Annotated in this window: 19 protein-coding genes; 8 read left to right on the plus strand and 11 right to left on the minus strand. The window is 62.1% G+C overall.

The features are described 5' to 3' along the window. The first annotated feature begins 245 nt into the window (after positions 1 to 245). Positions 246 to 1,193: a LysR substrate-binding domain-containing protein gene (locus tag GGR36_RS04485; RefSeq protein ID WP_183632287.1), complete on the plus strand. Its 948-nt coding sequence runs from the start codon at positions 246 to 248 to the stop codon at positions 1,191 to 1,193. Between the two features lie 52 nt (positions 1,194 to 1,245). Here the strand turns inward: GGR36_RS04485 and uraD are convergent, their stop codons facing one another. Next, positions 1,246 to 1,764, minus strand: coding sequence for a 2-oxo-4-hydroxy-4-carboxy-5-ureidoimidazoline decarboxylase (gene uraD, locus GGR36_RS04490; protein WP_183632288.1), 519 nt, complete (start codon positions 1,762 to 1,764; stop codon positions 1,246 to 1,248). A gap of 306 nt (positions 1,765 to 2,070) precedes the next feature. Between uraD and uraH the strand changes: the two genes are divergently transcribed. The 6 genes from uraH (at position 2,071) to GGR36_RS04520 (ending at position 8,031) form a co-directional block, all read left to right on the plus strand. Then, positions 2,071 to 2,418, plus strand: a complete 348-nt coding sequence (gene uraH / locus GGR36_RS04495; protein ID WP_183632296.1) for a hydroxyisourate hydrolase — start codon at positions 2,071 to 2,073, stop codon at positions 2,416 to 2,418. Positions 2,419 to 2,420: 2 nt separating this feature from the next. Beyond that, positions 2,421 to 3,608: a urate hydroxylase PuuD gene (locus GGR36_RS04500; RefSeq protein WP_183632298.1), complete on the plus strand. Its 1,188-nt coding sequence runs from the start codon at positions 2,421 to 2,423 to the stop codon at positions 3,606 to 3,608. A gap of 13 nt (positions 3,609 to 3,621) precedes the next feature. Further along, complete coding sequence (gene puuE / locus GGR36_RS04505; RefSeq protein ID WP_183632300.1) at positions 3,622 to 4,554, plus strand: allantoinase PuuE; 933 nt, start codon at positions 3,622 to 3,624, stop codon at positions 4,552 to 4,554. Positions 4,555 to 4,698: 144 nt separating this feature from the next. Further along, a complete protein-coding gene (locus GGR36_RS04510) occupies positions 4,699 to 6,381 on the plus strand; it encodes an ABC-F family ATP-binding cassette domain-containing protein (RefSeq protein ID WP_183632308.1) in 1,683 nt (560 codons plus the stop codon). 139 nt (positions 6,382 to 6,520) lie between these two features. Beyond that, positions 6,521 to 7,525, plus strand: coding sequence for an allantoicase (alc, locus tag GGR36_RS04515; protein ID WP_183632310.1), 1,005 nt, complete (start codon positions 6,521 to 6,523; stop codon positions 7,523 to 7,525). Next, the gene (locus tag GGR36_RS04520) at positions 7,522 to 8,031 is read left to right on the plus strand and encodes an ureidoglycolate lyase (RefSeq protein WP_183632312.1); all 510 of its coding nucleotides are present in this window, start codon (positions 7,522 to 7,524) and stop codon (positions 8,029 to 8,031) included. The genes alc and GGR36_RS04520 overlap by 4 nt, the downstream gene beginning before the upstream one ends. 15 nt (positions 8,032 to 8,046) lie before the next feature. Here the strand turns inward: GGR36_RS04520 and asd are convergent, their stop codons facing one another. Further along, the gene (asd, locus tag GGR36_RS04525; RefSeq protein ID WP_183632313.1) at positions 8,047 to 8,898 is read right to left on the minus strand and encodes an archaetidylserine decarboxylase; all 852 of its coding nucleotides are present in this window, start codon (positions 8,896 to 8,898) and stop codon (positions 8,047 to 8,049) included. A 204-nt stretch (positions 8,899 to 9,102) separates the two neighbouring features. Here asd and rocF point away from each other — a divergent pair, with 204 nt between their 5' ends. Continuing rightward, complete coding sequence (rocF, locus tag GGR36_RS04530; protein ID WP_183632315.1) at positions 9,103 to 10,026, plus strand: arginase; 924 nt, start codon at positions 9,103 to 9,105, stop codon at positions 10,024 to 10,026. A gap of 66 nt (positions 10,027 to 10,092) precedes the next feature. Here the strand turns inward: rocF and GGR36_RS04535 are convergent, their stop codons facing one another. From GGR36_RS04535 to GGR36_RS04575, 9 genes are all read right to left on the minus strand, one after another. Next, positions 10,093 to 11,196: a nucleotidyltransferase family protein gene (locus GGR36_RS04535; RefSeq protein ID WP_183632317.1), complete on the minus strand. Its 1,104-nt coding sequence runs from the start codon at positions 11,194 to 11,196 to the stop codon at positions 10,093 to 10,095. Positions 11,197 to 11,293: 97 nt separating this feature from the next. Beyond that, positions 11,294 to 11,842: a dTDP-4-dehydrorhamnose 3,5-epimerase gene (rfbC, locus tag GGR36_RS04540; protein WP_183632319.1), complete on the minus strand. Its 549-nt coding sequence runs from the start codon at positions 11,840 to 11,842 to the stop codon at positions 11,294 to 11,296. Continuing rightward, complete coding sequence (gene rfbA / locus GGR36_RS04545) at positions 11,842 to 12,726, minus strand: glucose-1-phosphate thymidylyltransferase RfbA (protein WP_183632321.1); 885 nt, start codon at positions 12,724 to 12,726, stop codon at positions 11,842 to 11,844. Before rfbA ends, rfbC begins: the two co-directional genes overlap by 1 nt. Before the next feature lie 55 nt (positions 12,727 to 12,781). Beyond that, positions 12,782 to 13,672, minus strand: coding sequence for a dTDP-4-dehydrorhamnose reductase (gene rfbD, locus GGR36_RS04550; RefSeq protein ID WP_183632323.1), 891 nt, complete (start codon positions 13,670 to 13,672; stop codon positions 12,782 to 12,784). Between the two features lie 77 nt (positions 13,673 to 13,749). After that, entirely contained in the window at positions 13,750 to 14,949 is a 1,200-nt protein-coding gene (locus GGR36_RS04555; protein ID WP_183632325.1) for an acyltransferase family protein, read from the minus strand. A 1-nt stretch (position 14,950) separates the two neighbouring features. Beyond that, the gene (gene rfbB / locus GGR36_RS04560) at positions 14,951 to 16,021 is read right to left on the minus strand and encodes a dTDP-glucose 4,6-dehydratase (RefSeq protein ID WP_183632327.1); all 1,071 of its coding nucleotides are present in this window, start codon (positions 16,019 to 16,021) and stop codon (positions 14,951 to 14,953) included. Positions 16,022 to 16,130: 109 nt separating this feature from the next. After that, a complete protein-coding gene (locus tag GGR36_RS04565) occupies positions 16,131 to 17,234 on the minus strand; it encodes a nucleotidyltransferase family protein (protein ID WP_183632329.1) in 1,104 nt (367 codons plus the stop codon). 90 nt (positions 17,235 to 17,324) lie between these two features. Next, positions 17,325 to 18,779 carry a phosphomannomutase gene (locus GGR36_RS04570; RefSeq protein WP_183632331.1) on the minus strand — a complete coding sequence of 485 codons (1,455 nt, stop codon included), beginning with the start codon at positions 18,777 to 18,779 and terminating at the stop codon, positions 17,325 to 17,327. A gap of 111 nt (positions 18,780 to 18,890) precedes the next feature. Beyond that, the gene (locus GGR36_RS04575; RefSeq protein WP_183632333.1) at positions 18,891 to 20,213 is read right to left on the minus strand and encodes a UDP-glucose dehydrogenase family protein; all 1,323 of its coding nucleotides are present in this window, start codon (positions 20,211 to 20,213) and stop codon (positions 18,891 to 18,893) included. Positions 20,214 to 20,236: the final 23 nt, after the last annotated feature.

The raw sequence follows: 20,236 nt of genomic DNA on the forward strand, positions 1-20,236 counted from the left end.
GATAGCGTCGCGTGCCAACACTCTGGTTGCGCATACGTGGGCCCGCTTCCGTCGGCGCAAGCGCGCCAGTCCTCGCCAAGCTGCGCATCCATGCACCATACGCCAGCGAAGGGACACCGCCGAAGGCACCACCTCGGTGCCGTGAGGCCAGACGTTTGCCTCATCGATGCATGGGAGATAGCCGCCACGTCCGTGGAACGAGACTTGCATAGCTTGCTGCGTTGCAACGTACAAACGGAAAGAACATGGCCAACAACTCCTGGGACACGATGGACGTCCACCTGCTGCGCGTGCTCCACGCAGTGCTGGCCGAATGCAGCGTCACCAAGGCGGCGCTGCGCCTGAACCAGTCGCAACCTGCCGTCAGCACCGCGTTGCGACGGCTGCGCGATATCACCGGCGACCAACTGCTGGTGCGCTCACGCAACGGCATGACTCCGACCGAACGCGGCGCCGCACTGCTTGAGCCCGTCAAGCTGGCGCTGGCGCAGATCGAAGCGATCGCAGTGCGCCAGGTGCGCTTCGACCCGGCAAAGTCACGCCGCGTCTTCAACATTGCCACGCCGGACTACCTCAATGCGGTGGTGCTGGGAGAGATCGTCGCGCGGTTGCGCAAGATGGCGCCGCACTCGCAGGTGGTGTTCCATTCGCTTGGCCCCGACAGCGACTTCACGCAGGCGCTCGAATCCGGTGAACTGGATGTCGTGATCGGCAACTGGCCGCAACCGCCCGAGTTGCTGCGCATGACGCCCTTGTTCGAGGACGATCTGGTGTGCGTGATGCGCAAGGATCACCCCTTCGCCCAGCGACCGCTCACCACCGAGCGCTATCTCGAAGCCGAACATCTGGCGCCGACGCCCTATTCGGTCGGCCGCCGTGGCGTCATCGACATGCACTTGGCCCGCGAGCGGATCAAGCGCAATGTGGTGGCCTATGTGCCCTACTTCGGCCTGGTGCCCTACCTGCTGCTGCAGACCGACATGATCTTCACCGGCCCGCGCGTCTTCGCCGAGCACTTCGCGAAGCTGATGCCGCTCGCCGTGACCGAGGTGCCAATCGATTTTCCGAAGATGGCCTTCTATCTGCTGTGGCACGACCGCACACACCTTGCGGATGAATGTCGCTGGTTCCGCGAGCAGATCGTCAGCGTGGCGCGCAAACCGCAGGAGCGCGTGCTCAACGCTGCGGCGTAAGGCGCGCCGGGTGCGCGAGTGCCGCGCCCGCGTTGTGCGGGCAAAATGCGGATCAGGCGACGCGATCAGCGAGTCGCAGCGCTGCGATCCGCGCGATCTGCGTCAGCGCTTCGTCGAACTCGGCCTCCGGCGTATGTGCCAGGCGCTCGGCGAAGCGGCTGATGATGCCGCGGCGATCATAGCCGCGCACCGCGAGGATGAAGGGAAAACCGAAGCGGGCGACGTAGGCGGCGTTGAGTTGCTGGAGCTGCGCAAACTCTTCCGGACTGCAGGCATCGAGGCCTGCTCCCGACTGCTCGCCGCGTGATTCCACGGTCAGTTCGCCTCGGACGGCCGCACGGCCGGCAAGCTCCGGGTGTGCTCGGATCAACGCCAATTGCAGATCGCGCGGCGCCGCACGCATCGCCTCCACCAACGCCGCCAGCAGCGCGGCCCGGTCGGCAAACGGGCCGGCCGACCAGGCCGTCTCGGCCACCCAGGGGGAGTGCTCGAAGATGCCGTCGAGGGCGGCAACGAACGCGTCCCTTGTGAGGCCAGACAGGGCAGCGGCGGAGATCGGCGTAATCGGCATGAAAGTGCTTGATCGCAAGTGTTTGTCGGGTTCGGCGGGCAGTGGCAAGACCGCTCGATGCCCGTTGGATGCTTCCAGCCTAGGGACCACCCCCCGGGGCACGCAAGCGGCGATTCCGAATAGCCAACTTCGCCGTTTCCGGATGTGCCATCGCAAATCCATGTCCCACAAGGCTTGCGTGGCGGCTCCGGCGGCGCCCTCATGCGCGGTGGCGGATACGGGGTATCCACCGATGCAGACCAAGCCCTTCCTACAATCCGGTCATGCGCCGGCCTCCCGCCAGCCTCCCCCCGGATCGGAATGAAGATGGGACGACTCACCACCCATGTGCTCGACACCGCCCACGGCCGGCCGGCCGCCGGCATCCCCTACACGCTGACCACGGCCGATAGCGCTGTGCCGCTCGCGCAGGGCGTCACCAACGCCGACGGTCGTTGCGACAAACCGCTGCTCGAAGGTGCGGCGCTGAAGACCGGGCGCTATGTGCTGCGTTTTGAAGTCGCCGCCTACTTCCGCGCCGCCGGGGTGCAACTGTCGGAGCCGCCCTTCCTCGACGAAATCAGCATCGCCTTCGGCGTGGCCGACACCGCAGCCCACTACCATGTGCCGCTACTGGTCTCGCCCTGGGCCTACAGCACCTACCGGGGCAGCTGAGCATGGATCACGCCTACCTCATCGAAGTCGCCAGCATGTTGCTGCGCTGGCTGCACCTGATCGTCGGCATCGCCTGGATCGGTTCCTCGTTCTACTTCGTCTGGCTCGACAACTCCATCAAGCCGCCGACCGACCCGAAGCTCAAGGAGGCCGGCGTCGGCGGCGAGCTGTGGGCGATGCACGCGGGGGGCTTCTACAACCCGCAGAAGTACCTGGTCGCGCCCAAGGCGTTGCCGAAGGAACTGCACTTCTTTTTCTGGCCGTCCTACTCCACCTGGATCACTGGCTTCCTGCTCATCTCGGTGCTGTACTACTTTCAGGCAGCAACCTGGATGGTCGACCCGGCGGTCGCGCAGATCAGTGCAGCGCAGTCCGTACTGATCGGGCTTGGCACGTTGGCCGGGGGCTGGATCGTCTACGACCTGCTCTCGCGCCTGCTGATCGAACGCAGTCAGCTCGTTTTCGCGGTGATCTACACGCTCTTCGTCGCCGCAGTGGCCTGGGCGCTGACGCACCTGCTCGCAGGTCGTGCCGCGTATATCCATGTCGGCGCGATGATCGCCACCACGATGAGTGGCAACGTGTTCTTCATCATCATCCCGAACCAGCGCAAGCTCGTGGCGGCGATGAAGCGTGGCGAAGCACCCGACCCCACGCTGGGGAAGAAGGCCAAGCAGCGTAGCGTGCACAACAACTACCTGACACTGCCGGTGCTGTTCGCGATGATCAGCAACCACTACGCCTTCACCTACAGCCATCCGCAAGGCTGGCTGGTGCTGGTGTTGATCATGCTCGGCGCAGCGCTGATCCGCCACTTCTTCAACCTTAAGCACAAGGGCGAATGGCGTTGGGAATACCCGGCCGCCGGTGGCGCGATCCTGCTCGCAGTGCTGTGGTGGACTGCGCCGACCCCGACGAGAGTGGACACCTCGAAGCCCGTTCCCACGCTGGCGCAAGTGATGCCGGTGATCCAGGCCCGCTGCACCGCCTGCCATGCCGAAAAGGCGACGATGATGCCCTCCGCGCCCGGCGGCGTGATGCTCGATACCGAGGCGCGCATCCGCCAGCATTCGCAGCGCATTTTCGCCCGCGCCACCCAGACCAAGGACATGCCGCTGGGCAATATCACCGGCATCACCGCAGACGAACGCGCGTTGATCGCCGCCTGGTATCTCGGCGGTACGCACTGAGGCAAATGCGACAATGACCCACGCTTCGTATCCGCGCGACCTGATCGGCTACGGCCGCACGCCACCGCATGCGCACTGGCCCGGCAACGCGAAGATCGCGGTGCAGTTCGTGCTCAACTACGAAGAAGGTGGCGAGAACTGCGTGCTGCATGGCGATGCCGGCAGCGAGCAGTTCCTCTCGGAACTCTTCAATCCTGCAAGCTACCCGGACCGCCACCTGTCGATGGAGTCGGTTTACGAATACGGCTCGCGCGTGGGCGTGTGGCGCATCCTGCGCGAGTTCGAGCGCCGCGGTCTGCCGCTCACCGTGTTTGGCGTGTCGATGGCGCTCGAACGCCACCCCGAGCTCACCGCCGCCTTCAAGGCACTGGGCCACGAGATCGCCTGCCACGGCTGGCGCTGGATTCACTACCAAGCGCTGGACGAGGCCACCGAACGCGAACACATGCGCATCGGCATGGAGATCATTGAGCGCCTCACCGGCGAGCGCGCGCTGGGCTGGTACACCGGCCGCGACAGCCCCAACACCCGGCGACTCGTCGCCGACTACGGCGGCTTCCTCTACGACAGCGACTACTACGGCGACGACCTGCCATTCTGGACGCCAGTGACCAGGAGTGACGGCACGACTGCCCCGCAGCTCATCGTGCCCTACACGCTCGACACCAACGACATGCGCTTTTCGCTGCCTCAGGGCTTCAGCCAGGGCGAGGACTTCTTCACCTACCTGCGCGACGCCTTCGACGTGCTCTATGCCGAAGGCGCAGAGGCACCGAAGATGCTGTCGGTCGGCATGCACTGCCGCCTGCTCGGTCGCCCCGGGCGCATGCGTGCGCTGCAGCGCTTCCTCGACCACATCGAGGCGCACGACCGGGTCTGGGTGTGCCGCCGCGTCGATATCGCCCGCCACTGGCACACGCACTTCCCGCCGCCGCAGTCCGCCTGAGCGGGCGCGAGGCCGCAGCCCGCCTTGCGCTGCGACATGGTGGCCCCTTCTGGCACGTGAGCCTCCGGATACGCCGTGCGCGAAAAACCACGGCCGGTCGTGCGCGGGCGGCTATCATGCCGGTCCTCTTTGAAGTAGCGCCCCATGATTTCCGTCCGTAATGTCACGCTGCGTCGCGGCGTAAAGGTCGTGCTCGACCGCGCATCCGTCACCTTCACCCCCGGCGAGAAGATCGGCCTTGTCGGCCGCAATGGTGCCGGCAAATCCTCCTTCTTCGGCCTGCTCAACGGCACGCTGCATGAAGACAGCGGCGAGTTCTCGATCCCCGCCGCGTGGAAGATGGCGCAGGTGGCACAGGACATGCCCGAGACCGAGCAGAGCGCAACTGACTTCGTGATCGAGGGCGACACCGTGTTGCTGGCTGCACAGGCCGAAGTCGCCGCTGCAGAAGCGAGCGACGACGGCATGCGCATGGCGCACGCCTACATGGATCTGCACGACGCTGGCGCGCACGACGCCGCGGCCCGCGCGCAGGCGCTGATCCTCGGCCTGGGCTTCTCGGTCGCACAGCTCGACGAGCCGGTGAACAGCTTCTCCGGTGGCTGGCGCATGCGCCTGCAGCTGGCGCGCGCACTGATGTGCCCGTCCGATCTGCTGCTGCTCGACGAACCGACCAACCACCTCGACCTCGATGCGCTGGTGTGGCTGGAAGCCTGGCTCAAGCGCTACCAGGGGACCATGGTGGTGATCAGCCACGACCGCGAGTTCCTCGACGCGGTGACGCAGGTGACGGTGCACGTCGATAACGCCAAGCTCGTGCGCTATGGCGGCAACTACAGCAAGTTCGAAGACATGCGCGCCGAGCAGCTGGTGCTGCAGCAGGCCGCGATGGCCAAGCAGGCGGACAAGATCGCCCACCTGCAGAAGTTCATCGACCGCTTCAAGGCCAAGGCCAGCAAGGCCAAGCAGGCGCAGAGCCGGGTCAAGGCGCTCGAACGCATGGAAAAGATCGCGCCGGTGCTGGCCGACGCCGAGTTCAGCTTCGAGTTCAAGGAGCCGCTCAACGTCCCCAACCCGATGCTGTCGATGCTCGACGCGAGCTTCGGCTACCCTGCGCCGGACGACGCGCCGGCCGGGACGCCGCCGACGGTGATCGTGCGCAACATCAACCGCTCGGTGCTCGCCGGTCAGCGCATCGGCATCCTCGGCGCCAACGGCCAGGGCAAGTCGACGCTGGTGAAGACGGTGGCGCACGCGCTCGCGCCGATCGCCGGCGAGATCAGCGAAGGCAAGGGCCTGAACATCGGCTACTTCGCGCAGCAGGAACTCGACGTGCTCGATCCGGCCGCGTCGCCGCTGCTGCACATGACCCGCCTCGCCAAGGACACGCCGGCTCACCTGCGCGGCCCTGGCCAGAGCGGCACCGAGCAGGCGCTGCGTACCTTCCTCGGCACCTTCAATTTCAGCGGCGACATGGTGCACCAGGCGGTCGGCACCATGAGCGGCGGCGAAAAGGCACGCCTGGTGCTGTGCATGATCGTGTGGCAACGCCCCAACCTGCTCCTGCTCGATGAGCCGACCAACCATCTCGACCTCTCGACCCGCGAGGCGCTCGGCGTGGCGCTCAACGAGTTCGAAGGGACGGTGATGCTGGTCAGCCACGACCGCGCCTTGTTGCGCGCGGTGTGCGACGAGTTCTGGCTGGTCACCCATGGCGGCGTGGAACCCTTCGACGGCGACCTCGACGACTACCAGCAATTCCTGCTCGACGAGGCGCGCCGCATGCGTGAACAGGCGGCCGCTGCCCTCAAGAAGGCTGCCGCCTGACGCCAGCCTCCACGGCGCGCACCGCGACAAGCCAAGTGCGCGCCGGGTGGGTCATATTCGGTTCCAGCGATTCGCGCCATTCCGCTGCGCATAGCCCTATCGCGCTAAGCTGGAAGGGTCGACCTCTCGGACCCTCGCCATGGCCGCAGTCATCTTCGATCCGGACGCGCCGGATTTCACCCGCCGATTCACGAACCTCGCCGACCCACGCCTCGGCGCCGAGGCCATCGCCTGCAGCGACGAGTTCTTCGCAGCGCGCGGCCGCATGCTTTCGCCCGATGAACCGGTATTCATCCCCGGCAAGTACGACGAACATGGCAAGTGGATGGACGGCTGGGAATCGCGTCGCAAGCGCGGCCCCGGCAACGACTGGTGCGTCGTTCGGCTGGCCCGCGCCGGCCGCATCACCGGCTTGGATATCGACACCCGACACTTCACCGGCAATTACCCGCCCGGCGCATCCATCGAAGCCTGCCGGTGCGAGCGCGGAGACCCGGCGGCGGATGCCGTGTGGACGCCGCTGTTGCCGACCGTTGCGCTCAGGGGCAACGCGCACCACTACCACGCGATAGAGAACGACACGGCGTGGACGCATGTACGCCTGTCGATCTACCCCGACGGCGGCATCGCCCGCCTGCGCGTGTACGGCCGCCCGGTGGCGGATTGGGCCGAAGGCGCTGAATTGGATCTCGCCGCCGCCATCAACGGCGCCTATGTCGTCGCCACCAACAACGAACACTTCGGCCGTGCGGCCACCCTGCTACTACCCGGCCGCGGCGCGAACATGGGCGATGGCTGGGAAACCCGCCGCCGCCGCGAGCCCGGCAACGACTGGTGCATCATCGCGCTGGCTGCGCCGGGCATCATCGAGCGCGTGGAAGTCGATACCGCCCATTTCAAGGGCAACTACCCCGATGCCTGTTCGCTGCAGGCCGCCCACCTGGCGGACGGCACCGAGCAGACGCTGATCACGCAGAGCATGTTCTGGCCCGAGTTGCTCGCGCCGCAGAAGCTGCAGATGGATGCGGTGCACGGGTTCGACGACCTCGCCAAGCAGGGCCTCGTTACCCATGTGCGCTTCAACATCTTTCCCGACGGCGGCGTGAGTCGCCTGCGTCTGTTCGGCAGAGCAGCCGGGGCGTGAGCACGCTTCCCATCGAACCCCTCACCCGCGAGGCATTCGCGCCCTTCGGTGATGTCATCGAGGCGAGCGATGCTGTTCGACACTTCCCGATCAATGGCGGCAACACCGAGCGCTACCACGATCTCGCGCGGCTCGATCCGGGGGGCGATGGGCGCATCATCGCCAGCATCTTCCGCGGTCAGCCGCGCTCGTTGCCGTTCTCGATCACGATGCTCGAACGCCACCCGCGCGGCTCGCAAGCCTTCATTCCGCTCAATGGCCGCGACTATCTCGTTGTCGTCGCCACCGCGCCGGCTGCAGGTGCGCTGCGCTGCTTCCTCGCGCGCAGCGTTCAGGGCGTCAACTACGCCGCCGGTACATGGCACCACCCATTACTCGCGCTGGATGCGGTCAGCGATTTCCTGGTGCTGGATCGCAGCGGACCGGGAGCGAATTGTGATGAGGTCGTGTTGGGCGACGCATGCCTGATCGAGCCGCACATACTTGCGGCGGCACGTTTGCGATAGGGATCCGCGCGAACGTCAAGGCCGCGCGAAAGTCGCCATCGAGGCCCCCATCCTCACCGCACCTGCGGGCGCCCAAGCCTTGTTGAACTGCAAGGGCCCATCCTTGAACAGCAGCACCACCGTCGAGCCAAGCAGGAAGCGTCCCATTTCAGCGCCCTTCTCCAGTACGATCGACTGATCGTCGTACGACCATTCCCTCAACTGACCCGGGCGCGGCGGGTTAACGACGCCATGCCAGACGGTCGCCATGCTGCCGACGATCGTCGCGCCAACCAGGGTCAACACGAACGGACCGAACTCGGAATCGAACAGGCACACGACGCGCTCATTGCGCGCGAAAAGCCCGGGCACGCCACGTGCGGTCGTCGGATTCACGGAAAACAGCGCACCGGGAACATGGATCATCCGCAAGAGCCGCCCGGTGCAGGGCATGTGAATCCGATGGTAGTCGCGCGGGCTCAGGTAGAGCGTCGCGAAGTGGCCGTTATCGAACTGTCGGGCAAGATCGGCGTCGCCGCCGACAAGTGCTGCGGTGCTGTACTGGTGCCCTTTGGCCTGAAAGATCTGATCGCCCGCGATCTTGCCGAACTGGCTGATCGCACCGTCGACCGGGCAGATCAATTCACTGTCGGCCAGCGGCCTTGCGCCCGGCTTGAGCGCGCGGGTGAAGAACTCATTGAAGGTCGGGTAGCTCGTGATATCCGGATTGGCGGCTTCCGACATATCTACGCCGTAGCGCGCGGCGAAACGGCAAATCGCTGAATGGGTGACGCTACCGCCTTGCCAGGATGCAAAGCGCCCAGCCAGCGTGGTCAGCAATTGTTTGGGTAGCAGGTACTGCGGGAGGACGGCGAGGCGATCGGACACGGCGAGACTCGAATAGGATGTAGAGGGGGATTGTAGCCAGCCGGGCGACCTAACGTCATGCCGGCCCGACGTCGCCTCACCCTTCACGCGCACATTCACGCTTGATTGCCTTCCGTTTATCGCCATTTCGCGTCGCATGCACGATTGCGCCCGCCACGCTTATCGGTGTGAAATCGCGCATCGTTAACACTGTGCGTGCCCGACATGAAAACCCGTATCAGCCTGATAGGCGCTCCCACCGATATCGGCGCCGGCAGTCGCGGCGCGTCGATGGGGCCCGAAGCCCTGCGTGTCGCCGATATCGGACCGATTCTTCAAAGCCACGGACTGGATGTCGAAGACTGGGGCAATATTTCCGGCCCTAAGAATCCATGGCTCCCGCCCGAAGACGGTTATCGTCATCTGGATGAAGTCGTGGCATGGAACCGCGCCGTGCACAATGCGGTGTACAGCGAACTGGTTCGGGATCGCTTGCCCATCATGCTGGGCGGCGACCACTGCCTTGCGATCGGGTCGATCAGCGCGGTGGCACGACGTTGCCGCGAAACCGGCAGGAAACTGCGGATCCTCTGGCTCGATGCGCACGCAGACTTCAACACCAGCCAGATCACGCCGAGCGGCAACGTCCACGGCATGCCGGTCGCCTGCCTGTGTGGCTTGGGCCCCCAGTCGTTGGTCGAGATCGGTGGCGTGACGCCCGCAATTCAGCCTGAGTGGATTCGCCAGATCGGCATCCGCAGCGTCGACGAAGGCGAAAAGCGGCTCGTCCACGCAAAGAATCTTGAAGTGTTCGACATGCGCTTCATCGACGAAGCCGGCATGCGTGCAGCCATGGAACTCGCGCTCGATGATCTAGAACCGGACACGCATCTGCATGTGAGCTTCGACGTCGATTTCCTCGACCCGGAGATCGCACCGGGCGTCGGCACCACCGTGCGCGGCGGGCCGACTTACCGCGAGGCGCAATTGTGCATGGAGATGATTGCCGACACCGGCATGCTGGGTTCGCTCGATGTCGTTGAACTCAACCCCGCCCTCGATGTGCGGAACCAGACCGCCGACCTCGCCGTGGATCTGATCGAGAGCCTGTTCGGCAAATCGACCTTGATGCGGATTCCGCGTCGCTAACTTCGCGACTTCTCAAACAACAACGCCGGCTTCGTGCCGGCGTTGTTGTTCGTACTGCTGAACCAATCAGGCGCGTGCATCGCCCCAGCGTAGCAGGCAGGTGTCGTCGCCGACGTACATCGTGTCGCCCTTGCGATCCACGCAATACTGTGGCGAGGCGATCATCTCTTCGAAGACCATGTCTTCGCCCAGACGGGTGTACTCGAAGAGCACACTGCGGATCACCTTGGCGCCGTGGCGCAGGTGGCTTCCGTGCCCGATCCAGGCGGGGCCGATCACGCTGCAGCCCGGTTCGATCCTGACACCGGAGCCGATGTACACTGGCCCGACGATCTGCACGCTATCCCACGCTATGCGCGTGTTCAGGCCGACCCAGATGCCCGGTGACACCTCGTGCCCCGGCATGTCCATCTGCGCAATTTCGCCGCGCAACACACGCATCAGCACCGAGTAGTAGTCTGAGACGCGGCCGATATCGATCCAGTTGAAGAAGCGCTTCTGCGCATAGAACGGCAGCCCCTTTTCGACCAGCAACGGGAACAACTGGCTGCCGATATCGAACTCGGTATCCGGCGGGATCAGATCGAGCACTTCCGGTTCGAAAATGTAGATACCGGTAGAGGCGGCTGTCGACTTTGCATCCTCGGGCTTCGGCTTTTCCTGGAACGAGGTCACCCGCCCGGACTCGTCGGTCACGACGATGCCATAGTTCTTGGTGTCTTCGCGCGGCACGTCCAGCGTCACGACGCTCGCAATGGCGCCCTTGGTCTTGTGTTCAAAGAGGGCGGCCTTGATATCCAGATCAACGATGGCATCGCCGCACAACACGATAAAGGTGTCGTCGAAGAAGTTACCGAAATCCTGGATCTTGCGCATGCCGCCAGCAGAGCCGACAGGCTTGCAGACGACCTCGCCGTTCTCACGCACGCCTTCGTACGAATAGCCCAGTTCCACCCCGAAACGGCGACCATCTCCAAAGTAATTCTCAAGCTTCCAGTGCATGAATGCCACGTTGATCATGATCTCCTTGACCCCGTACTGGGCAAGGTGATCGATCAGGTATTCCATCACCGGTTTGCCAAGTATCGGCACCATCGGCTTTGGCGTGTGCTTGGTCAGTGGTCTTACGCGCGTGCCCTGCCCGGCTGCAAGGATCAGTGCCTTGGCCATGGTCTTTCTCCCTTGTTCTGTTCTTGATAGTGGCATTTCACGCCCCCCGGCGCGGAATGCCAACGATTCAAGTCAATTCAATCCGCGATGAAGCGCATCAGGCGAAGGTGTCGCAGTCTGCCAGCGCCCTGCCCTGCTGATCCTTTGCCGAGAGGCTCGGTTCAAGGCCGTCCAGCGGCCACGCAACGCCGACCGACGGGTCGTCCCACTTCAGGCAGCGCTCATGCGCCGGCGCGTAGTAATCCGTCGTCTTGTAAAGAAAGTCGGCCGACTCGGACAGCACGACAAAGCCGTGTGCAAAGCCCGCCGGCACCCATAGTTGCCGATGGTTCTCTTCGCTCAGTTCCACGCCCACCCACTGCCCGAACCGGGGCGATGATTTGCGCATGTCCACCGCCACATCGAATACGCGACCTTTGGCAACGCGTACCAGCTTCCCCTGCGGTTGCTGCAACTGATAGTGCAAACCCCGCAGCACGCCGCGCGAAGAACGGGAATGGTTGTCCTGCACGAACTGCACATCCAGCCCGGTCGCATCGCGAAAGGTGTTGGCGTTGAAACTTTCCATGAAGAACCCGCGCGCGTCGCCAAAGACCTTGGGTTCAAGGATCAGCACTTCGGGTAGCGCGGTCGCCGTCACTTTCATCAGAACACCTTGTCATCGAGAATGCGGGTCAGGTACTGCCCGTAGCCGCTCTTTGCGAGCGGCTTGGCGAGCGCCATGAGTTGCTGGTCGTCGATCCACTTCCGGCGCCAGACGATTTCTTCCGGACAACAGATCTTGAGGCCCTGACGCTTCTCCAGGGTCTGGATGAACTGGCCGGCCTCGATCAGGCTGTCGTGGGTACCGGTGTCCAGCCAGGCGTCGCCACGCCCCATCACCTGCACATCCATCTGCCCGCGTTCCAGGTAGATTCGGTTCAGATCGGTAATCTCCAGTTCGCCACGCGCCGAAGGCTCGAGGTTGCGCGCGAACTCGACCACCTGATTGTCATAGAAATAGAGGCCGGTCACTGCGTACCGGCTCTTCGGCGCCTTCGGTTTTTCCTCCAGGCTAACCGCCCGCCCGCTCGCGTCGAACTCGACCACGCCGTAACGTTCTGGATCGTGCACCGGGTAAGCAAATACCGTCGCACCGTCGGCTCGCGCATCAGCCGCTTCAAGTCGCCTCTGAAGGTCGTGGCCATAGAAGATGTTGTCGCCGAGCACGAGCGCGGATGGCGCGTCGCCAACGAAGTCCGCACCGATCGTGAAGGCCTGCGCCAGCCCATCAGGGCTCGGCTGCACCGCGTAGCTGATCTCGATACCCCAGTGCTTTCCGTCGCCAAGCAGCTGCTCAAAGCGTGGCGTGTCCTGCGGAGTCGAGATAATCAGGATCTCGCGAATTCCCGCGAGCAACAATGCGCACAGCGGGTAATAGATCATCGGCTTGTCATACACCGGCATGAGCTGTTTGCTCACCGCCAGTGTCACCGGGTGCAGCCGGGTACCGGACCCGCCGGCCAGGATGATGCCCTTACGTTGAGTCATGAGGGTTCCTCGATTCAATTTCGCGCGTTTGAGGTGGGCTCTGTGGCCTTCGTGGTTACTTGCCCAGGATTTCGGTCAGCATCCGTTCGACGCCCTGCTCCCAACGCGGGAGCGTCAGCCCGAAGGCTTCCTGCAGACGATTAGTCGCGAGGCGCGAGTTCAGCGGACGTTTGGCGGGCGTGGGAAAGCTTGTCGTCGGCACAGGCGCAATCTCCTGTACCGCCAGAGATTCGCCTGCACGACGCGCGAACCCGATGACGAAATTCGCATAGCCGTGCCAGGAAGTTTCGCCCCCAGCAACAAGGTGATACAGGCCGCACAGTTCGGGTTGATTGCGCGTCGCTCGAATTGCATGAGCGGTGACATCCGCCAGCAAGTCGGCGCCAGTCGGCGCACCGATCTGATCGTCGATCACGGTCAGGCGATCGCGTTCGCGGGCGAGCTTGAGCATGGTCTTCGCGAAGTTGCCGCCGCGCGCCGCGTACACCCAGCTCGTGCGGAAGATCAGGTGACGACAGCCGCTATCGCGGATCTGCTGCTCGCCTTCGAGCTTGGTCGAACCGTAGACGCTCAAGGGGCCAACCGCATCCGATTCGGTTCGCGGCGCTTCTCCGCTGCCGTCGAACACATAGTCGGTGGAGTAATGCACGAGCAATGCGCCTGCTGCCGCGGCTTCACGTGCCAGCACGCCCGGCGCCAGCGCATTGATCTCGCGCGCCAATTCCGGTTCGCTCTCTGCCTTATCTACGGCCGTGTGCGCAGCCGCATTGACAATGACATCCGGCTTCACGGCACGCACAGTCTCCGCCAGACCGTCGAGATTGGTGAAGTCGCCGCAGTAATCGGTGCTGTCGAAATCGACGGCAACGATCTGCCCCAGCGGCGCAAGCGCTCGCTGCAACTCCCAACCCACCTGACCACCCTTTCCGAAAATCAAAACTCGCATGCGGTTCCCCGGCACTTGGAAGCAATAAGCTGATAGCAAGAATTGTGGCGTTGTTCATCAACCATTGCGGATTGGAATCATTGCACAGGCTCTGCCTGGAGGCGCAGTTGCCGGAAGTCTCGCCATTTCTTGCACAAAACCCTGCCGGCTCTAATTCCGGGCCATTCAACGGTGACGCATGTCACAGACGCGATTGCAACCACAACAAACGTGTTCAGGATGATCGCAACGACATACAGCTCGATCGATACGTTACGCCACTGGGCGTGGAACAGAGGGCTACTGAAGAGCACCCAAAGTGTGAGGCCATGTAACAGGTAAATGCTGTAACTCACTTCGCCAAGCCAGACGGCAGCACGCGCGCGTAAAGCGCCCCACATCGTATTCCCGCTTGCAACCGCGACGAAGAACACAGGCAGGCCGATTGATTCCGGAACATCGGTTAGCAAGGTGAGCGCAAAACAGAACACCCCAAACACGCCGAACGCACTCGTTTTGGCGAGCCCAGCCAGTTGCGGCACCCTGACCCAATGCGCCCCGGCGACTCCGCCTGCGAAAAGCGCCAAGATCTTCGCATCCGGCCAACCAAGGTGCCATGCAATAAGCATGACGCACAGCCCAACCGAAGCCGCAAACACATTCTTCGACTTCAATGTGAGCAGGGCCGCAACTGGAAGGACAAAGTAGAAAAGCCACTCGTACGTTAACGTCCACTGGACGCCCGCAATCATCCGCCATGTTGCGTTGACACCGTTCAAGTCCGAGGTCTGGCTAAAGGTGAACAGCAGCCAGTGCACGATATGCCGCGCAAATATCAAAGGGCTCTCAACGATGTACCCGCCTGCGAGGAGAAAGGTGGAGGCCACGAGAACAGCAACGACGGTATAGAACAGGGGCACGAGTCGCGCCATGCGCGACAAGAAGAAGCCAAACCAGTCAAACCGCTTTCCTTGCTCAAGCACGCGACCCCAAAACAGAAAGCCGGTCACCATGAAGAAGAGTGCAACGGCACATTCTCCAGAGTTCGCGAGCAGCTTTGACGGAGGCAGTTCCCATTTTCCGCGCTGTAAATAGAACCAAGTAATCGAGGCATGATGAATGTACACCGCGATGGCCAGGTAACCGCGAAGCGAATCGATTGTTACCAACCGATTCGGAAGCTCATTTTGGCTTCGCCAACCGCTGGGCACTAAAGGCAAAACGATTCTGGCTGCCGTCAGTCCCGCCGCAAGAATTGCAAACGCAGCGACGTGCAGAAGAGTCGCTTCCTCCGCCATTTCAAACGGCTTCTCGTCCTGCGTAGTTCTTCGCCACCCAATCACGGTAGGCACCACTCAGCACGTTCTGCACCCAGTCCTGGTTATCCAGGTACCACTGAACGGTCTTACGGATACCCGTCTCGAAAGTCTCGGCCGGCTTCCAGCCCAGTTCGCGCTCGATCTTTCGGGCGTCGATCGCGTAGCGTCGGTCATGGCCAGGGCGATCCGTCACATAGGTAATCAGGCGCGCATAGCTGCCCTCTGCACTCGGCTTGAGTTCGTCGAGCAACGCGATGATGGTCTTCACGATGTCGATGTTCGGCTTCTCGTTCCAGCCGCCGACGTTGTACACCTCGCCCACCTTGCCCTTGGCCAGGATCGTGCGGATCGCGCTGCAGTGGTCGGTGACATAGAGCCAGTCGCGAATCTGCTGTCCATCGCCGTAGATCGGCAACGGTTTTCCCGCCAGCGCGTTGGCGATCATCAGCGGAATCAGCTTTTCGGGGAAGTGATACGGCCCGTAGTTGTTCGAGCAATTGCTCGTCGTAACCGGCAGGCCGTAGGTGTGGTGCCAGGCCCGCACCAGATGATCACTGGCTGCCTTGCTCGCCGAGTAGGGGCTGTTCGGCTCGTAGGTGTTCGTTTCGGTGAACGGCGGATCGTTCGGGCCTAGAGAGCCGTAAACCTCGTCGGTGGAAACATGGTGAAAGCGGAAGTCCGCTTTCGCTTGACCTTCAAGGCCATTCCAGTACGCGCGTGCCGCTTCGAGCAAGGTGAACGTGCCCTCGACGTTGGTTCGAACGAATTCGCCGGGGCCGTGGATCGAACGATCAACATGCGATTCGGCGGCGAAGTGCACGATCGCACGCGGGCGATGTGTCGCGAGCAGAGAATCGACCAACGCGCGGTCACAGATATCGCCCTCGACAAAGGTGTGCCGGCTATCGCCTTCAAGCGATTTGAGTGTTTCCAGATTGCCCGCGTAAGTCAGCTTGTCCAGATTCACGACTGGCTCGCCGGTTGTCGCGATCCAGTCAAGAACAAAATTGCCGCCAATGAAACCGGCCCCGCCGGTAACGATAATGGTCATGTGAGTCTTTCGGAATCCGGGGTGGTTGTTTGCTTAGGCGACTATTCTAGCGCGCACGAAAAAGGCCGGCACTTCGGCCGGCCGTAGGGCATGCTCGACCTGTGCAGGCTTAGGCTCTGGCGTCGCCCCAGCGCAACGTGCAGCTGTCGTCTCCGACGTACTTCGTCTCGCCGTTCCTGTCCACACAGTACTGCGGCGAAGCGATCACCTCGTCAAAGACCATGTCCTCCCCAAGTCGGGTGTACTCGAACAGCACGCTACGGATCACTTTTGAGCCTGGCCGCAGGTGACTGCCGTGGCCGATCCATGCAGGCCCGATGACGCTGCATCCCGGGTCGATCCGGACACCCGAACCAATGTAAACCGGTCCGACGATCTGTACGCTGTCCCACGCAATCGAGGTATTCAGCCCGACCCAGACACCAGGTGCACACTCCTTGCCGGGCATGTCCATCTGTGCCACCTCGCCGCGCAATACGCGCATCAGGACCGAGTAATAGTCCGTGACTCTTCCAATATCAATCCAGTTGAAGAAGCGTTTCTGTGCAAAGAACGGCAGTCCTTTTTCGACCAGCAGCGGAAACAATTGACTACCGATGTCGAACTCGACGTTCGGTGGTATCAGGTCGAGCACCTCCGGTTCGAAAATGTAGATGCCGGTAGACGCGGCGGTAGATTTCGCATCTTCGGGTTTTGGTTTTTCCTGGAAGGAAGTAACACGGCCCGATTCGTCCGTTACGACAATGCCATAGTTCTTGGTTTCCTCTCGAGGCACATCGAGGGTGACGACACTGGCGATGGCGCCCTTCGTCTTGTGCTCGAAAACTGCTGCCTTGATATCAAGATCAACAATGGCATCGCCGCACAGCACGATAAACGTGTCATCGAAAAATCCGCCGAAGTCCTGGATTTTTCGCATCCCCCCGGCAGAACCCACCGGTTTACATACGACTTCACCGTGCTCACGCACGCCTTCATACGAGTAACCGAGTTCCACGCCGAAACGGCGACCGTCGCCAAAGTAGTTCTCAATCTTCCAGTGCATGAAAGCCACATTGACCATGATCTCCTTCACGCCGTAGTTGGCGAGGTGATCGATCAGATACTCCATCACTGGTTTGCCGAGAATTGGCACCATCGGCTTTGGCGTGTGCTTTGTCAGTGGTCGTACGCGCGTGCCCTGTCCGGCAGCAAGGATCAGTGCCTTGGCCATTTTCTTCTCCCTAAGTAATGTGACGGAACCTTCGAACCCGAATGCAATGCTCCGGTCCCGACACCAGCAACCAGTTCCACCGCGGTCGAGTCACTCGACCTTGAGTTGCCCTTTGAGCCGTTGCAGACATTCGGCCACAAGCTGCTCTGCTCGTGCCTGATCCCCTGCTTCGGCATAGCAACGCAGCTCTGGCGCATTGCCGGACGGTCGGAAATGCACGATCTCGTCGCTCTCGAGATAGATCCGCAAGCCATCGGTTTGGTCTTGCCGCTTCGCGCTGCCGCAGATCGAACCAAAGAGCGCTGCAAATGCCTCTGGCGATTCAGCGAACTCGCCGATCAGCTTTTTGCTCAGGGCCGTCGGGAAAGATTGGATGCGGTCGCTAGCGGTAAAGCGTGTGGGCAACAGACCCGGAAGCGCGGAAACCTTGACGCCCCGCTCTCTCGCCATGTGCAGCACGCACAGCATTGGGAGCACAGCATCACGAGTCATCAGTGGCGCTAGCGTGCGGCCATCCCGTTCGATGGGCGAGCCAACCAGAAAGCCACCGTTGGGCTCGAAACCAACAACCTGTGTCACGCCAGCGGTAATCAGCTTTTCGATTCCCTCGATGACATAGGGCGAACCGATGCGCGTACGGATCACTTGCTCGAACTTGCCGCACAATTCGACAGCGCTGTTCGAACTTACGGTCGTTACAACCCCCTGAGCACGTAGATACTGCGCGCTCAGAATGCCAACGACATCGCCACGAAACCAGTCGCCGTTCTCGTCGCCCAGCAAAGGGCGATCTGCGTCGCCATCGGTCGACACGATGGCATCGAACCGGTGCTGAGCCGCCCAGCGCCGTGCCTGTTCAATATCGGCCTTGCTGACCGCCTCGGTATCGATCGGCACAAATTCATCGGTACGCCCGAGCGAAATCACCTCCGCGCCCAGTGCCGAAAGGATCGACTTCAACACCTCGCGCGCCAGGCTTGAGTGCTCGTAAAAGCCAAGCCGCATCCCCGCAAAGCACCGAGGCGGGAAGAAGTCAACATACCGGGCGACGTACGCATCGTAGGCATTGCGGTTAATCGACGGCAATGCAACTGTCTGTGCGCCCAAAGGCACATCGACCACCGCCGCGCTGATCTTCGCCTCGTCGGCCTTGGTGATTTCGCCGTCGGCTCGATAGAACTTGATGCCATTTCGGTCGAAGGGAATGTGACTACCGGTCACCATGATGCCCGGCACGCATCGCTCCTGAGCGTGAAAGGCCAGCGCCGGAGTGGGCACAGCGCCACAGAAATCGATCGCCAGGCCACTATCGTGAATTGCCGCCGCGCAGGCGGCCGCGATAGCAGGACTACTGGGCCGAAGGTCCATCGCAATGGCAATGCCGCCCGACTTCTGCGGAATCGCCCCAAGAAATGCTGAGGCATACGCGTAGCAAACTTCGCTGGTCATGTCGGCAACCAAGCCGCGCGCACCGCTGGTGCCAAAGCGGACACCGCTTGTGTCCTGGATTTCTTGGATCGATACGCTTCGCGTGGAGTTTTCCATCTTGTGCAATTCCAAATTGATTACGACAGCCTTCTATCTGCGCCACAACCCCGTCGAGTGCCTACCCATAGGTCTTGGCCGGCATCGTCGACGAACACGTTGCCCCTTTGATCAAGCCCGGCCGATCGGCTGATAAGTGAGGCCGGCTGCACGCGGCATCGCCGGGTCGTAGAGATTGCGGCCATCGAACACCACTGGGCTACGCAGCACCGCTTTGATGCGCTCGAAATCCGGGCTGCGGAATTCCTTCCACTCGGTCACGATGACCAGAGCATCAGCGCCTTCCAGCGCATCCATAGGGTTTTTGGCATACGCCAGGCGCGGTTCGTCACCGAAGATGCGCTTGGCCTCATGCATAGCCACCGGGTCGTATGCGCTCACAGTCGCGCCGCGCTTGAAAAGCTCCTCGATCACGACGCGACTCGTTGCCTCGCGCATGTCATCAGTGTTCGGCTTGAAGGCGAGCCCCCACAACGCGAAATGTTTACCGGAAAGGTCCGCTCCAAACTGCTTTACGACCTTGTCGACCAACACCATTTTCTGTGCATCATTGGCTGCCTCAACGGCGTTAAGCACCTTGAGGTCCTGCCCCGCATCGGCACCGCTCTTGATCAGCGCCTTCACATCCTTCGGGAAGCACGAGCCGCCATAACCGCAACCGGCATAAAGAAAGTGATAGCCGATCCGCGGGTCAGAGCCGATACCCTGGCGCACCAGTTCGATGTCCGCGCCCAACTTCTCAGCCAGCAACGCCAGCTCGTTCATGAACGAGATCCGCGTTGCCAGCATCGCGTTAGCGGCGTACTTGGTCAGTTCCGCTGAACGCACGTCCATTACCACCAGCTTGTCGTGATTGCGCTGGAACGGTGCATACAGCGCACGCATCAAGTAGATCGCGCGTTCGTCTTCTGCGCCAATCACGATGCGGTCGGGCTTCATGAAGTCATCAACCGCAGCGCCCTCTTTCAGGAATTCCGGGTTGGAGACAACCGAGTACTCCAGATCAAGACCACGCTTTGCCAACTCGTCTGCCACCGCCGCGCGTACCTTGTCGGCCGTGCCAACAGGCACCGTGCTCTTGTCGATGATCACCTTGTAATCGGTCATCAGGCGGCCGATGTTGCGCGCCGCTGCCAGCACGTACTTCAAATCGGCAGAGCCGTCCTCATCCGGCGGCGTACCCACCGCGATGAACTGAATTGTTCCAAAGCGCACCGCTTCTTCCACGTCGGTCGTGAAGTGCAATCGGCCGGCCGCCACGTTGCGCTCGACTACCTTGTCCAGCCCTGGCTCATGAATAGGAATGCCGCCTTCTTTAAGGATGCGGATCTTGTTGGGATCCAGATCCAGACACAGCACATCGTTGCCCATCTCGGCGAGGCATGCGCCCGACACCAAACCGACATAGCCGGTGCCTACCACAGTAACTTTCATCGTTTTGAGTTCCGATTAGTTCG

It is taken from the genome of Niveibacterium umoris, assembly GCF_014197015.1.
Taxonomy (GTDB): domain Bacteria; phylum Pseudomonadota; class Gammaproteobacteria; order Burkholderiales; family Rhodocyclaceae; genus Niveibacterium; species Niveibacterium umoris.